This is a genomic window from Undibacterium sp. 14-3-2 (genome assembly GCF_016595265.1).
GTDB lineage: Bacteria > Pseudomonadota > Gammaproteobacteria > Burkholderiales > Burkholderiaceae_D > Undibacterium > Undibacterium aquatile.
The window spans coordinates 64,490-79,080 of the sequence record NZ_JAENGS010000006.1 but is presented as its reverse complement, the minus strand read 5'-3'; the positions used below and the strand labels follow the sequence as shown (position 1 = coordinate 79,080).

Sequence of the window (14,591 nt, the reverse complement as noted above, 5' to 3'; positions counted from 1 at the left end):
GATCTTATGCCTTTCTTTCTAAAATCTTGCCAAACATGCCGGAAGGACGAACCAACAAGATCACAAACAATAAACCAAATGCCACGGCATCACGGAAGTCACTGGACAGATAAGCGACGCTCATGACTTCGGCAAAGCCAAGAAATAAACCACCGATGAGGGCACCACGGATATCGCCCATGCCACCCAGAATAATCACTGCAATACCTTTGTGCAGCATGGGTTGTCCCATGAATGGTGAAATCGCGTTGAAAGACAGGCCGACCAGCACACCTGCTGCACCGCCGAGTGCTGCCGCGGCAAAAGATGTGAACAAAAACAGGCCCTCAACATTAATGCCGAGCAGATACGCAGCTTTAGGTGATTCTGCGATGGCTCGCAAGGCTCTGCCGAGTTGTGTGCGACGCATAATGATCAGCAGCACGACCATCAGCGAAAATGAAATCAGGACGATGGCTAACTGTACAGCGGTCAGGTGCAGATTACCTACAGTAAAACTTTCTTCCGGTATCGTGCCAAACGGGAAGCGTTTGTTTTCTGCACCAAAGAAACCCTGTGCCACATTCGTAATCATGATGGCGACGCCGATGGTGGCGATCATCGGCGCCAGATGCGGGGCATTTCGTTTACGCAAAGGCCGGAGTACAAGGAAATCGACGATCACGCCAATCACGCCGCAGGTCAGCATCGCGATCAGCATGGCCAGCCACAAGGACATCTGGAATTGGTTGACCAGCAATAAGGCTACATAGCTGCCCAGCATGAATATTGCGCCATGAGCGAGATTAATGACGCCCAGCACGCCAAAGACGAGAGTAAAACCGAGGGCGAACAATGCATACACGCTACCGAGTGAAAGGGCATTGATAAGTTGTTGTTCAAACATGATGATCCAGGCGAAAAACTGTTGCAACTCTTGCCGCTGTTGAGTTGCGTATCAGTTTTGTCAGAAAAGCGTTTTATGGAAATGAGAGAAAGTTCAGATTAAAAAATGCAGATGCAAAGCACGAAAAAATCTGCTGAAAAAATGAAAACTCATACGAAACAAAAATTCATACCTTAGAAACACAGCAGCGGTTCGCGCTATCGGTAGCGGAACCGCTGTGTTTTAAAGAAGAATATCATTTCAGCAGTATAAATTTACCGCCCTTAGCAATATTCACAATGGCTTCTTGCTGTGCATCGTAACCTGCTTCTTTTCCATCTTTTGCAGCAGCGCGGCGGAATGCAAATTTGCCGGTGGCACCTTCAAATTTGATCGCAGGCAGGGCATTGCGCAGCGCGACCCGGTCTTTATCGATGCTGCCAGTCAGTTTTACTGTTTTCAATGCTTCGGCAACGATATTGAGTGCGTCAAAAGCCTGTGCTGCAAACTGATCAGGTTCATTGCCGAATTTTGCTTTGTAATCGGCGATGAATTTTTTGTTTGTAGCAGAGGTATTTTCTATCGACCATGGGCTGCCCATCAAAGTGTCGTCAGCCGCGTCTTTGGCGATTTCAAACAGTTTCGGCGAGTTGAACCCGTTACCACCGATAAAGGGCTGCTTCATACCCAGTGAGCGGGTTTGCAGAATAATATTGGCTGCCTCTTCTGCCAGACAGGAGCAAACAATCGCATCAGGATTCGACGCTTTGATTTTGGTCAGTTGTGCCTTGAAATCAACGTCACCCTTTGCATAGGTTTCGGTATCGGTGACACTGATTTTCTGATCTGCGAGGGCTGACTTGAAAACATCGTAGCCACTCTTCGTAAAGGCATCGTCATTGCCATACAGCACGGCGACTTTTTTGATATTGAATTTTTTTACTGCTGCACGAGTGGTGACTGGCAAGACGTCGGCTTCCATCACAGAGTTACGGAAAGTGAAAGGGCCCATATTGGTAATACCATCAGCAGTATTGCTGGTGCCAAAAACCACGGTTTTAGTTGCATTGGCAATAGGATCGGCGGCAAATGCGGAATTGGATAAAGTCGGGCCGAAAACCAGTAAAACTTTTTCCTGGAAGATCAGTTTTTTGAAAACGTTGATCGCTTCTTCTTTTTTACCTTGTTCGTCTTCCACAACCAGGGCGATTTTGTTTCCGTTGACGCCACCTTTTGCGTTGATGCCATCGGCTGCCAGAGTGAACCCGTTTTTAATTGCTACGCCGTATTTCGCTGCCGGGCCAGTCAGTGCTTCGGCAACGCCGACTTTGATATCTGCGGCATTGCCGATGACAGTCCATCCGAGCAAGGCACTTGCAACCATCAGTTTTAGTTGGTGTGACATAAAGGGTTCCTGAAAGAATGTGATGAAAAGGATTACTGGTCACCGACAGTGTGAAATAGCATGCGTCTCTATTAACTGGCGGCGCTGAATAATCGCCGTAGAATTTTTATTAGATAAATATTTATTTTCGCCAAATATTGTATTGGCTGCCAAGCAGAAGGGCAATATAACATGGTGTTGCGGTGCAATATCCGCTGCTTAAGTAGAATTACTTATAGCATCGGCAGAGCTGGGGTGGAAGCGGGTCTTGAGGTGGGAAGGTGCAGCCCTAAGATGGACTAGGGCTGCGCCTGATGCTTGTTGTTAAATACGAGAGTTTATGCGAGCGACTGGCGTGCACGTGCAATTGCTGCCCGCACCTGATTTGGCGCTGTGCCGCCGATGTGATCGCGAGCAGCGACAGAGCCTTCCAGTGTCAGCACCTGGAAAATATCCTGTTCAATCAATGCAGAGTAACCGCGTAATTCTTCGAGGGACATTTCGCTGAGGTCGCAGCCTTTTTCCACGCAAGTTTTGACGGCGTGTGCAACAGCTTCATGCGCATCACGGAACGGCAAACCTTTTTTCACCAGATAATCGGCGAGATCGGTTGCAGTTGCATAACCTTGCAAAGCTGCGGCACGCATGGCTTCAGGTTTGACGCTGATGCCAGTCGCCATATCGGCAAAAATGCGCAGTGTATCAACCAGGGTATCGACCGTATCAAAAAGCGGCTCTTTGTCTTCCTGATTATCCTTGTTGTAGGCCAGCGGCTGACCCTTCATCAGCGTCAGCAACGCAATCAAATGGCCATTGACGCGGCCTGTCTTGCCACGGGCAAGTTCTGGCACGTCTGGATTTTTCTTTTGCGGCATGATCGATGAGCCGGTGCAGAAACGGTCGGCAATATCGATAAAGCCAACCCGTGGGCTCATCCAGATCACCAGCTCTTCAGACATGCGAGAGATATGTGTCATCACCAGCGCGGCAGCGGCGCAGAATTCAATCGCGAAGTCGCGGTCAGAAACTGCATCGAGGGAGTTGTAGCAAACTTCGTCAAAGCCCAGTGTCTTAGCGACGCGTTCGCGGTCGATCGGGAAGGTGGTACCCGCCAGCGCTGCAGCGCCCAATGGCAGACGATTGACGCGTTTGCGGCAATCCAGCATGCGCTCGGTATCACGTCCGAACATTTCAACGTAAGCGAGAATGTGGTGCCCGAACGTGATCGGTTGTGCGACTTGCATGTGCGTAAAACCCGGCAAAATCGTCGCTGCATTTTTTTCTGCCAGATCAATCAATGCGCTGCGCAGGGAGCGCAGCAGGGTGACGATATTATCAATCGCAGAGCGCATGTAAAGGCGGATATCGGTCGCGACCTGGTCGTTACGTGAGCGTCCGGTATGCAGTCGCTTCCCTGCGTCACCGACCAGCTCGGTCAGGCGTTTTTCTATGTTCAGATGCACGTCTTCCAGATCCAGCAGCCATTCAAATTTGCCCGATTCAATTTCTGACTGAATTTGTGCCATGCCGCGTTGAATATCAGCGTAATCCTGAGCGCTGATAATATTTTGTGCACTCAGCATCTCCGCATGCGCGAGAGAACCCTGAATGTCCACCGCCGCCATGCGATTATCAAAAAATACCGAAGCGGTGTAGCGCTTGACGAGATCGGAAACTGGCTCGGAGAAACGGGCAGACCATGCCTCGCTTTTTTTATTGAATTGTGATGTCATAATGGATTGATTGCCGTTTTGGCTGCGGTTAGCGATAAATATTCTCCGATTATAAAACACCGCACCACTTTTCCCCGAGCAAAACCACGATGACGACTGTTTTATCTGTCCCAAAGAATGAACCTGTGATTCCCGATTGCTGCAATATCGGCGTGATTTTCCGCGTGCTGGCGGGTGTCAGTGTGGTTGTTTTGCTGGGATTGGCCTCGCGTGGCGACGGCTGGGCGCTGGTTTTGGAGAATTTCATTGAAGCGTCGATGCTGATAGAAGCGATTTGTCTGCTTTCGCTTTTCCTATTATGTGCTTGTCGCCGCTATGCCTATTCACATGCCTCCCCAGTCTGGCTACAGCGGCTGGCCTGCGTATTAATTCCCGCTGCCGTCAGTATTTTTCTGCTCGCCTTCTTCGGTCAGTTTGAATGGTTTTTGCTTGCTTTCCCACGGCTGAACACGGGTTTTATTCTTATTTTCACTGCTGTTTCAGGATTTTGCCTGCAACAGTATTTTGAGCTGCGGACCCGTGCTTTTTCACCTGCATTAGGTGAGGCGCGCTTGCAGGCATTACAGGCGCGGATACGGCCACATTTTTTGTTTAACAGTTTGAATACCGCCTTGTCGTTGATACGGAAAGACCCGCGTCGGGCTGAATCGGTGATAGAGGACTTATCTGATTTGTTTCGGGTGCTGATGCGCGATACCCGAACCATGACAAGTTTGCATGACGAGTTGCATCTTTGCAGACAATATCTGGCAATTGAGTCTTTGCGTCTTGGGGAGCGTCTGCAGTTAGCCTGGAACACAGAGCAGTTGACGGACGAAGATATGCGCCAGATACAAATTCCTGTGCTGTTACTGCAACCGATACTGGAGAATGCAGTTCACTACGGTGTCGAGCCATCTTCCGGAGCGGCAACGATTTTCATCGACATTCAGAGAGGATTGGATAAAATCGAAATCCGTGTGCGGAATTCTGTACATCAGGACGCCAGATTATCTTCCGGAAATCAAATGGCGCTCGACAATATCCGGCAGCGCTTAAAATTATTGTATGACGTTGAGGCACAATTAAGTATCAGAAAATCAGATGGTAGTTTTGAAGTGATATTACATTTCCCGGCTCAAAGATGAGTATTCCCACCATTTTTATTGTTGATGACGAAGCTCCTGCGAGGGAGCGGTTGACGACTTTATTGTCTGATATTCAGGCTGAATGCCTGCATCAGCTTGTTGGTGAAGCATCCGATGCAAAATCGGGTCTCGAAAAGATTGCAGAATTGCGGCCGGATATTATTTTGCTTGATGTGCAGATGCCGGAAATGAGTGGAATGGAAATGGCGCAGTATTTGCGCGATCACGCAGTCGTTTCCGGAGTGCCGGCGATTATTTTTATCACGGCCTATGATGAGTTTGCATTCCCTGCTTTTGGTGTGCAAGCAGCAGATTATCTCCTTAAACCGGTGAGGGCGAATCGTCTGGCTGATGCCATCACCCGGGTAGCGAATCGCCTCCCGGTAGCAGTGTCTGCGAGCGCAACCATGGAGCAGATACCAGCACTTGTTTGCCGCGAGAATTTTTCTGTTCTTGAGCGCGGACGTATTTTGCTGGTTCCGGTTCGTGATGTTTTATTTTTGAAGGCGGAGCAGAAATACGTGACTTTATATACATCGCAAAAGGAATTTTTGCTGGAGGAATCCCTGACTTCATTAGAAACAGAGTTGAAAGATAAATTTGTACGCATCCACAGAAATGCATTGGTTGCGAAAGCAGCGATTGCAGGTGTCGAGCGCGCGACTCACATTGTCGATATGGATGGCGAAAACGAGAAGGTAAGTGAAAATTGGCAGGTGATTGTCGCTGGTTCTGTTGAACGCCTGCCAATTTCAAGACGCCAATGGCCGTTGATCAAGGCATTGGTTCGTTGAGTGTCTTCAGCGCCAGATAGGAAGACCCGTCAGGTCGGTATTTTCATCATTAACCCAAGCTGGCAGTCCGCTGATATCTGTCGGGCCCAGCGCCGCAAGCAAATCAAGTTGTTCCTGCCGGATGTTCTTTCCTTGTCGGGGTTTGGTATTTCCCTTTCTGACCTCTGGAACCTCAAACGCAGGCTCACCGAATCCGGGTAATTCCATTGTTGCGTTATCTTTATAATCTTTCATCGGATAGTGTTTAAATTTGGCAGTATTTTTTCATCACAATATAGGCTGCTCATTGCTGGCAACTCATTGAATTGAAAGCGGATTCTTTTTGTCTTTTGTGTAAAATATTTCACAAATCCTTAACTACCACAAACAACGCAGTGATGTGTGCAGAAGTCTGGTAAAGGATTTTCGGATAATGATATCTATATTTATTTTCGTTTGGCGTCTGAATCGTTTGTCATTAAGTCCGAGACCAAAGGCGCTAAGCGATCAGCCACGAAACGGGAGCCATCCAGCGTAAGATGATGTTCGTCACGATACAGGATTTCACCATTTTTCTTTGCCCAACATAAGCTGCCATCGCAAAAATATGAGCCAGCATCAAAAATTTTCACTTGAGGATAGTCTTTCAATACATTGATAACTACCTTTCGATACTCTCGGTTTGCGTCATCAAAGGCAGTACGCTTAACAGCGCAAGGCGTGCGTTCATAATTGTGGTTCATCAAGTGGAATGGCCTGCTATCTACGCACGATCGAGGGCTAAAATCCAGTGCTGGTGAATCCAGGACATAAATAATTTTCTTTCCTTTATCTAATAGTCTGGTTAGCGTATTTCGCATCCCAATTTCCCAGATTTTTTTTTCATCTTTTATTTCCGGATGTCCTTGCAAAAATATTTGCTGCTCCTCGCTTTGGTAGGTGGGGACGTAGGCTTGGCCGAACATCGCCATAATAACCAACTGTACTGAGCTGGTATTTTCAGCTGCAGAGATCGCTTCATTCGTCAGCTTTATCGCTTGGGGGAGATAGCTCAAATCTCCCGGTGTATGCCCTACATTTAGCAAAGCGGGGCCCCAACCCCGTCCGGTAACAGAGAGATTTAAGATATTGATACCAGACTCGTCTTTAAAGTGCTCCGCTAGGCCTGGGAATAAGTGATTTGCATGCGAATCTCCAATTAACATCACAGTGGGCGGCGCATTTTTTTGCAAACGACATGCTTTATCATCACCGAAATTGGGATATCGTTTTAAGCACTCAGCATCTTGGTATTCCTGGTGTACTCCATCACGCAAAGGAGGTCCGCCCCAAGACAAGAATGGCTCATTAATGCTGTTAAGAGAACGCTCCATTTTTTCATTTATCGATTTTCTTACCATTCCGGTGTAGGCGGCGTAACCGAGGCCAGCCACTGCGACCAGCATCATACTCAAAATAAATGTTTTTAATAAACCCTTCCTGCCAAAACGTATGGGTTTCTCAATGAAAACGTAGGTTGCCCATGCCAAAACAATGGCAATGACAATCGCTGATATTCGTATGTGAACTGCAGGTGTTTCGCTTTCTACTATTTGCGCAAAGGAGAGCAGAACCCAGTGCCATAAATACAAAGGATAACTAATCAAACCAACAAACAGCATTATCTTGCTTGATAAGATATTTTTACTCACCCAAGACTCAGGGCCCGATAAAATTATCAGAAAAGCGCTTAGCACGGGTGCTAATGCCCACCAGCCAGGAAATGATTTGTTTTTGTTTATACAAAAAATAGCCAGGATCGCAAGTATGAATCCTGTAATAGATAAAAAATTATTTAATGTGTATTGTCTTTTATCTAAGTCTGGTGGATTACTAAATATCACAGGATGAAAAACTATATACCTGATTTTTGCGAGAAAGCCATCGAACTTGAATACTTGGAAGAACGCAAGTATTGATCCTGCAAGAATCTCCCAAAATCGTGTCTGAGGTAAAAAATACGCCTTCACTATTTCATACTGAACATCATGGATATTCTGCTTAAAGGAGAAAAAAGCTAGTATCAGAATGGCAGTGAGCGCATTTAAGCCAAAACGCCACACAATCCACATCAATGCAGGAAAAATCAGATAAAACTGTTCTTCTAAGGCCAGCGACCACAAATGAATCAGTGGTTTAAGTTCAGATGCATTGTCAAAGTATCCGGATTCTTTCCATAAGACTATGTTTTGTGCAAATCCGGCTCCGGCAAGAATATGTTTTCCTAATTGTTTGAATTCGTCCGGTAACAACACAAACCAACCCAGACTAAAGGCTGTAAGCAATACCAGAATCAATGCTGGAAAAATCCGTTTGATGCGGTGTGAATAGAATTCAAGAAAACTAAATTTTCCACTCGCCAGTCCTTTGAAAATAATGCTGGAAATCAGATAGCCGGAAATTACAAAGAATATGTCGACACCGACAAATCCCCCGCTCACTCTAGAGGGAAAGGCATGATACAGAACGACTGCGATGACTGCGATGGCACGCAAACCATCTATGTCCGGGCGATACGTAATTGGAGATATTGTGTGTTGAATGGCGGGAGTCTGCATGTATGGAATTAATGTCAATCTTGTCAGGACTGAATAGGGGATTCAATAAAAGCAATATTTTACTTGACACAAAGCTATTTACCTAACACTTGCTTAAGTTGAACTTGTTTTGCATTGCCCACTCTTGTTAAAGAGTTCTAACTCCATGACTTTGGTCGATATTGCATCACATTGCGAATATCCAAATATCAGGTTGCTAATGAAGTACCAGAGGAAAGTTCAGCACTTTAACGAGTTGACAGAGCTAACTCGATAGACGCTGAGCACAAAAAAAAGAACGCCATAAACTCGTCTCATGATTTTTTTAGAGCATTCGTTTCATTTTGAAAATTGCCGACGCACTTCCATTCAATTTTTGATGTGCGAGTCTGAAAACAAAAAAGGCTTAGGTCAATGACGTAAGCCTTTTAATTTAACTGGTTGCGGGGGCAGGATTTGAACCTACGACCTTCGGGTTATGAGCCCGACGAGCTGCCAGACTGCTCCACCCCGCGTCTGAAGAGGGCGAATGATACATGGCAAGTGGCCCATATACAAGTGCGCAACGAAAATAAATTCCGCGAGCTCCGTAAAGTTGTTGCTGGTCGAAATTCAATGATTAAAATCATGTGCAACATATAAATGGTTTACTGCGAGGCATAATGGGGAACGTATGAAGGCTAGTACTGAAATAAAGTACTGAAATAACATTGTGTCGAGAGTTTGACGTGCGGAATTAATTTGATTGATGCGGAGAAAAGCAGTGATGGAATATGAAGTGATTGATAGTCAGATTGCACCGGAAGGTCGCATGGAAGTATTGTCTAAAGCGGAAGTCAGTAAGTTGCTTGATAACAGCCATGGGGGTTTGTATCAGGTGTTTCGTAGCTGTGCGTTAGCGGTATTGAATTGCGGCAGCGGTCTGGATGATGGCAAGGAATTGCTGGAACGTTATAAGAATTTTGATATCAGCATTGTTCAGCGTGAGCGTGGAATTAAACTGGATATCAAAGGCGCACCTGCTCTGGCTTTTGTCAACGGCGTCATGATCAAAGGAATTCAAGAGCATCTGTTCGCCGTATTGCGCGACATTTTGTTCATGAATGCAGAAATGGAGAATAGTGTCGCGACTGGAATTGCAGACAGAAATAAATTCAATCTGAATTCTAGCGAGGGAATCACTGACGCGGTGTTCCATATTTTGCGTAACGCGAATTTGTTACGCCCTCAGGTGAACCCGAATCTGGTGGTGTGCTGGGGCGGTCACTCTATTTCTGGTCATGAGTATGACTACACCAAGCAAGTCGGTTATCAGCTTGGCTTGCGTAATCTGGATATTTGTACTGGTTGCGGTCCAGGTGCGATGAAGGGACCGATGAAGGGGGCGACGATAGGTCATGCGAAGCAACGTATTGCGCATAGCCGCTACATAGGTTTGACCGAACCGGGGATTATCGCTGCGGAGGCGCCTAATCCTATCGTTAATGATCTGGTGATTTTGCCCGATATCGAAAAGCGGCTTGAAGCATTTGTTCGTATCGGGCATGCGGTCATCGTCTTTCCAGGTGGCGCTGGGACGGCTGAAGAGATTCTCTATTTGCTCGGTATTTTGCTGCATCCTGAGAATGAAGGAATTCCGTTCCCTCTGATTTTTACCGGGCCCGAAGGTGCGGCCGATTACTTTCATCAGATTGACCAGTTTATCGCCAGCACTTTGGGCCCTCAGGCGCAGCAGCACTACCAGATTATCGTAAATGATCCCGTTGCGGTCGCCAGAGCAGTTGAGCAGGGTATAAAACAGGTCAGAGAATTCAGAAAGCAAAAGGGCGATGCTTATTATTTCAACTGGATGTTGAAGATCGATGAAGAGTTTCAGCGACCATTTGAACCCAGTCATGAAAATATGCGTAATCTGGCAATTCATAGAAATCAGCCGCAGCACATACTGGCCGCCAACCTGCGCCGTGCATTTTCCGGGGTGGTTGCCGGTAATGTGAAGAATCAGGGAATCAGGGCGATAGAGCAATATGGGAATTTTGAAATCTGTGGTGACCCCGCCATCATGGAAACCATGGATGCTTTATTAAGCTCGTTTGTTGCACAAAATCGTATGAAATTGCCGGGGAAAGCGTACACTCCTTGTTATCGGATTATCAAATAAAGCAGATCCGGGGGACTTGCGCTTTTATCGTCTTATTTTTGTTCAGGAACTGCAAAAAGATGTGAATTCCCCGTCTTGAAAGATAAATTTGTTTGGCTTATCCGTTGAAATTGGTAACATACCATCGAACCAGTTCTCTTTAATTTAGAAGGAAATATCTATGAGTACAGTACAGCAGGAAGTGGATGAGCGTACCAATCTCACCGGTTCGAATAAATTTGAATTGCTGCTGTTCAGATTGGGTGGCGATACAAATGGCGATCGTTCTGAATTGTTTGGTATCAACGTGTTTAAAGTGCGCGAAATCGTTGCGATGCCTGCGATTACTGCTGTTGCTGGCTCTCTTCCCCATATGCTGGGTGTAGTGAACTTGCGCGGGCAAATAATTCCAGTGATTGATTTGCCTGCGGTTGTCGGATGTACGCCGAAAACTGGCCTGAATATTATGCTGGTCACTGAATATGCGCGCACCACTCAGGGATTCGCAGTGGAATCTGTTGAGGAAATCGTGCGGCTTGACTGGAGTCAGGTGCTGTCAGCAGAAAACAGTGCTGTAGGTGGTATGGTAACCAGCATTGCTCGTCTTGACGGCGATGTTGAGAATACCCGTCTGGCTCAGGTGCTCGATGTGGAGCAGATCCTGCGTGAGATTACGCCATCTGACACGAAAGATGTTGACCCAGATACGATTGGCGATAAGTTGCTGATGAAAGAAGGCGCTGTCATTCTGGCGGCGGATGATTCTGGCGTGGCTCGCAGCTTGATCGAACAGGCGCTGAATGCGATAGGTGCGCCGTTTATCATGACTAAAACGGGTAAAGAGGCCTGGGATAAATTGCAGTCAATGACGGCAGCCTCTCTTGCGGATGGGAAGCCTGCCAGCGATAAAGTGGCGATGATACTCACCGATCTGGAGATGCCTGAAATGGATGGCTTTACCCTGACACGTAAGATCAAGCAGGATGATCGTTATAAGAATTTACCTGTGATTATCCACTCGTCTCTCTCCGGTTCCACGAACGAAGAGCACATTAAGAGCGTTGGCGCAGATGCCTATGTCGCCAAGTTTGTGGCAGAAGAGTTGGCAGCAGCAATCAGGAAAATTTTGAAAAATAAATAGTAAGTCAGCGCTTGTTTGCTATGTAAAAAGGACGCCGGGTTGGCGTCCTTTTTTTATATCGTCATTTATATCGCGACCGATGTCGCCACCTTGGAATTGAGCATGAATGACGATGTTATCGTCCTTGCGCGGGGACTTTTCTCCAGCCGCCCGGACAATCTTTAATTGCAGGATAAAAGCCGTCTGGCTGATTACAGTACAGCCAGTCGCCGTTATTGCTTGTTACTGGGATGGGATCGGAGTAGGTATAACTGGTCGCAGGTTCACTGATATACGCTGGACTGAAGTAGGTGCTATATGTCGTTGCGTATGCTGGGTAGGGCGCATACGTTGTGTACGTCTGGTTGCTATACACGACAGATGGTGCACTGAGCATGGCACCCACGACTACTGAGCCCAGAAGAACCTCCGGAAAATAAGAGTAATGCCCCCGGTAATAGCCGTAGTTGCCGTAATAAGGGCGGGGGCTATGATAGGTGTATCCAGGGAATGGGCGTCCGGGATAGTAGCCGTGGCGAACAGAGCTGACCGGGGCGGAGTGCGATTGCGCCAGCACATTGGCGGAAAAACAAAGAGCAAATCCCGTTACGCAAAGCAGCTTAAATACCTTCATGATGTCAACCTTCAGCATATAAATGACTGTTTCAGTAAAATTCCGAAACTTAATGCAAAAAAAACACTCAGTAACAGATAACTATGATCTGTCATGTTCATATACTGCATATTAGCAGTATTCTGAAAATCTATTGTTTCCTTATGTTGCACGATGAAGCGAGCTTTTTAAATTGTAAATAGCAGAATATGCGTGTAAATGGCAGTCAAAAGAAATGATGTTCCGTGAAAAACCGATAAGAAAAAGGATCTGTGATGACTCGTTTGAAACTTTCTGCGTTGTTATGTGCGTCGCTGCTGGCGTTTAATCCGCTTAGTTCTGCGCTGGCTGCAGCAGACGCAACGGAAAAAGCTGAAAGCAAGCCCTCGGTGCGTGAGCTGTACACCAAATATGAATACCAGATTCCTATGCGTGATGGTGTGCGTCTGTTTACCGTGGTCTATGTTCCCAAAGATACATCTAAAGCGTATCCGTTTCTGATGGTCAGAACGCCTTACGGTAGCGGTGTGCATGATGGTGAAGAGTCGCATTATGGTGTGGATTTTTACCCGCGCTCTGTCGGTCCATCAAAGGAATTTGAAAACAGTGGCTATATTTTCGTGAATCAGGATGTGCGTGGGCGCTACATGTCGGAAGGTAAGTGGCAGGAAATGACGCCCCATGCGAAATCTGACCGTGCTCCCGGCGAAGGCAATGAAAGCCAGGATATGTACGACACGGTGGAATGGCTGTTAAAGAACGTACGTGGTAATAACGGTAAGGTTGGCATCTGGGGTATTTCTTATCCCGGTTTTTATACCTCTGCCAGCGTCATCGATTCGCATCCTGCAATCAAGGCAGCGTCACCGCAGGCGCCAGTGACAGATTTATATATGGGCGACGATTCTTATCATGGTGGCGCCTTTATGTTGTCGGCAAATTTTGATTTTTATTCCAATTTCACGGCAGAAAAAAATCCGACCCGGTTGCCAAAAATCTGGAGTCAGTTTGAATATGGAACGCAGGATAGTTATCAGTATTTTCTGCAACATCTGACACTTGGAAATATCACGGCACAACTCAGCGACAAACAGCGCGAATTACTGATGCCGACAATTGCCCATACCAGTTACGATGATTTCTGGAAGTCGCGCAATATTGCGGCGCATCTGAAAAATGTTAAAACGCCAGTGCTCACGGTTGGCGGTTGGTATGACGCCGAGGATGCGCAGGGTCCGTTCACAACCTATCAGGCCATCAAAGCGAATAATAAAGGCAGTTTTAATGGCATCGTGATGGGGCCGTGGGCGCATGGCGGCTGGGCTGGCGCAGAAGGTAAGTCATTAGGGAATGTCAGTTTTGACGTGAAGACAGGTGAGTATTACCGTAAAAATATTCTGTTTCCGTTTTTTGAGCAGCATCTGAAAGGCGAGAAGGGCAAAGCACTGGCGGAAGCGACCGTATTTGAAACTGGAACGAATGTCTGGCGCGAATACTCCAGCTGGCCGCCACAGCAGGCACAAAATCGTACTTTGTATTTTTCTGCGAATGGGAAGCTGAGTTGGAAAGAACCACAGGAAGAGTTCAACACCTTTGACGAATATATCAGCGACCCGAAAAAGCCTGTGCCGTTTATCTCGTATGTGGCAACGGGCGTGCCGCGCGAATATATGGTGTCTGATCAGCGTTTTGCTTCTACCCGTCCCGACGTGCTGGTGTATCAGACTGATGTGTTGGAAGAAGATGTGACGATTGCGGGGCCGGTCAATCCCCGTTTATTTGTCTCGACATCCGGTACCGATGCTGACTGGGTTGTGAAGCTGATTGATGTTTATCCTGACGATTATCCTGAGCGACAAGCGCCGCGTGATCGGGGTAGTGATGTGCCGCCGCCGGCGATAAAAATGGCGGGTTATCAGCAATTAGTCCGTGGCGAACCTTTGCGCGGGAAATTCCGTCACGGTTTTGAAAAACCTATGCCGTTTGCGCCGGGTAAAGTCGATACAGTGAGCTATCGTATGCCGGATATCAACCACACGTTTCGCCGTGGGCACAGGATCATGGTGCAGGTACAAAGCTCATGGTTTCCGTTAATCGACTTAAATCCACAAAAATTTATGGATATTCCTAAGGCAAATCCTGATGATTTCCAAAAAGCGACGCAACGCGTTTATCGCTCGCCGGGGCAGTATTCCGGCATCGCTGTACAAGTGTTAGTAAAATAATCGCTCGCGCCATATCAACTCACATATCAATAAAA

At 46.9% G+C, this 14,591-nt stretch carries 11 protein-coding genes and 1 tRNA gene; 5 read left to right on the top strand and 7 right to left on the bottom strand.

Annotation, left to right across the window (positions count from 1 at the left end; genetic code table 11):
- Nucleotides 1-4 precede the first annotated feature (4 nt).
- The 3 genes from Undi14_RS13995 to argH all read right to left on the bottom strand — a co-directional run bounded on the left by Undi14_RS13995 (nt 5) and on the right by argH (nt 3,982).
- Complete coding sequence (locus tag Undi14_RS13995; protein ID WP_200180970.1) at nt 5-886, bottom strand: branched-chain amino acid ABC transporter permease; 882 nt, start codon at nt 884-886, stop codon at nt 5-7.
- Between the two features lie 235 nt (nt 887-1,121).
- Nucleotides 1,122-2,249: an ABC transporter substrate-binding protein gene (locus tag Undi14_RS13990; protein ID WP_223827068.1), complete on the bottom strand. Its 1,128-nt coding sequence runs from the start codon at nt 2,247-2,249 to the stop codon at nt 1,122-1,124.
- Nucleotides 2,250-2,587: 338 nt separating this feature from the next.
- Nucleotides 2,588-3,982 (bottom strand): argininosuccinate lyase, encoded by a 1,395-nt coding sequence (argH, locus tag Undi14_RS13985; RefSeq protein WP_200180968.1) that lies wholly within the window; start codon nt 3,980-3,982, stop codon nt 2,588-2,590.
- Between the two features lie 89 nt (nt 3,983-4,071).
- On the opposite strand from argH, the gene Undi14_RS13980 reads away from it, so the two are divergent.
- Together Undi14_RS13980 and Undi14_RS13975 are read left to right on the top strand one after the other, a co-directional pair.
- A complete protein-coding gene (locus tag Undi14_RS13980; protein ID WP_200180966.1) occupies nt 4,072-5,109 on the top strand; it encodes a sensor histidine kinase in 1,038 nt (345 codons plus the stop codon).
- Nucleotides 5,106-5,903 carry a LytTR family DNA-binding domain-containing protein gene (locus Undi14_RS13975; protein ID WP_200180965.1) on the top strand — a complete coding sequence of 266 codons (798 nt, stop codon included), beginning with the start codon at nt 5,106-5,108 and terminating at the stop codon, nt 5,901-5,903. Before Undi14_RS13980 ends, Undi14_RS13975 begins: the two co-directional genes overlap by 4 nt.
- Nucleotides 5,904-5,909: 6 nt before the next feature.
- Here Undi14_RS13975 and Undi14_RS13970 read toward each other — a convergent pair whose 3' ends face one another.
- From Undi14_RS13970 to Undi14_RS13960, 3 genes are all read right to left on the bottom strand, one after another.
- The gene (locus tag Undi14_RS13970; protein ID WP_200180964.1) at nt 5,910-6,137 is read right to left on the bottom strand and encodes a hypothetical protein; all 228 of its coding nucleotides are present in this window, start codon (nt 6,135-6,137) and stop codon (nt 5,910-5,912) included.
- Between the two features lie 191 nt (nt 6,138-6,328).
- Complete coding sequence (locus Undi14_RS13965; protein WP_200180963.1) at nt 6,329-8,416, bottom strand: acyltransferase family protein; 2,088 nt, start codon at nt 8,414-8,416, stop codon at nt 6,329-6,331.
- A 480-nt stretch (nt 8,417-8,896) separates the two neighbouring features.
- Nucleotides 8,897-8,973, bottom strand: a tRNA-Met gene (locus tag Undi14_RS13960).
- Between the two features lie 251 nt (nt 8,974-9,224).
- Between Undi14_RS13960 and ppnN the strand changes: the two genes are divergently transcribed.
- Together ppnN and Undi14_RS13950 are read left to right on the top strand one after the other, a co-directional pair.
- A complete protein-coding gene (gene ppnN / locus Undi14_RS13955) occupies nt 9,225-10,619 on the top strand; it encodes a nucleotide 5'-monophosphate nucleosidase PpnN (protein WP_234030626.1) in 1,395 nt (464 codons plus the stop codon).
- 160 nt (nt 10,620-10,779) lie between these two features.
- A complete protein-coding gene (locus Undi14_RS13950) occupies nt 10,780-11,739 on the top strand; it encodes a chemotaxis protein (RefSeq protein WP_186885827.1) in 960 nt (319 codons plus the stop codon).
- 115 nt (nt 11,740-11,854) lie between these two features.
- Here Undi14_RS13950 and Undi14_RS13945 read toward each other — a convergent pair whose 3' ends face one another.
- Nucleotides 11,855-12,370: a hypothetical protein gene (locus Undi14_RS13945; RefSeq protein WP_200180962.1), complete on the bottom strand. Its 516-nt coding sequence runs from the start codon at nt 12,368-12,370 to the stop codon at nt 11,855-11,857.
- Between the two features lie 236 nt (nt 12,371-12,606).
- On the opposite strand from Undi14_RS13945, the gene Undi14_RS13940 reads away from it, so the two are divergent.
- Nucleotides 12,607-14,556 carry a CocE/NonD family hydrolase gene (locus tag Undi14_RS13940; RefSeq protein WP_200180960.1) on the top strand — a complete coding sequence of 650 codons (1,950 nt, stop codon included), beginning with the start codon at nt 12,607-12,609 and terminating at the stop codon, nt 14,554-14,556.
- Nucleotides 14,557-14,591 lie beyond the last annotated feature (35 nt).

What these genes read in the sequence shown, in the direction of transcription:
- Undi14_RS13970 (WP_200180964.1), bottom strand. Translation starts at nt 6,137, where the DNA reads ATGAAAGATTATAAAGATAACGCAACAATGGAATTACCCGGATTCGGT.
- Undi14_RS13990 (WP_223827068.1), bottom strand. Translation starts at nt 2,249, where the DNA reads ATGGTTGCAAGTGCCTTGCTCGGATGGACTGTCATCGGCAATGCCGCA.
- ppnN (WP_234030626.1), top strand. Translation starts at nt 9,225, where the DNA reads ATGGAATATGAAGTGATTGATAGTCAGATTGCACCGGAAGGTCGCATG.
- Undi14_RS13945 (WP_200180962.1), bottom strand. Translation starts at nt 12,370, where the DNA reads ATGCTGAAGGTTGACATCATGAAGGTATTTAAGCTGCTTTGCGTAACG.
- Undi14_RS13995 (WP_200180970.1), bottom strand. Translation starts at nt 886, where the DNA reads ATGTTTGAACAACAACTTATCAATGCCCTTTCACTCGGTAGCGTGTAT.
- argH (WP_200180968.1), bottom strand. Translation starts at nt 3,982, where the DNA reads ATGACATCACAATTCAATAAAAAAAGCGAGGCATGGTCTGCCCGTTTC.
- Undi14_RS13975 (WP_200180965.1), top strand. Translation starts at nt 5,106, where the DNA reads ATGAGTATTCCCACCATTTTTATTGTTGATGACGAAGCTCCTGCGAGG.
- Undi14_RS13980 (WP_200180966.1), top strand. Translation starts at nt 4,072, where the DNA reads ATGACGACTGTTTTATCTGTCCCAAAGAATGAACCTGTGATTCCCGAT.
- Undi14_RS13940 (WP_200180960.1), top strand. Translation starts at nt 12,607, where the DNA reads ATGACTCGTTTGAAACTTTCTGCGTTGTTATGTGCGTCGCTGCTGGCG.
- Undi14_RS13950 (WP_186885827.1), top strand. Translation starts at nt 10,780, where the DNA reads ATGAGTACAGTACAGCAGGAAGTGGATGAGCGTACCAATCTCACCGGT.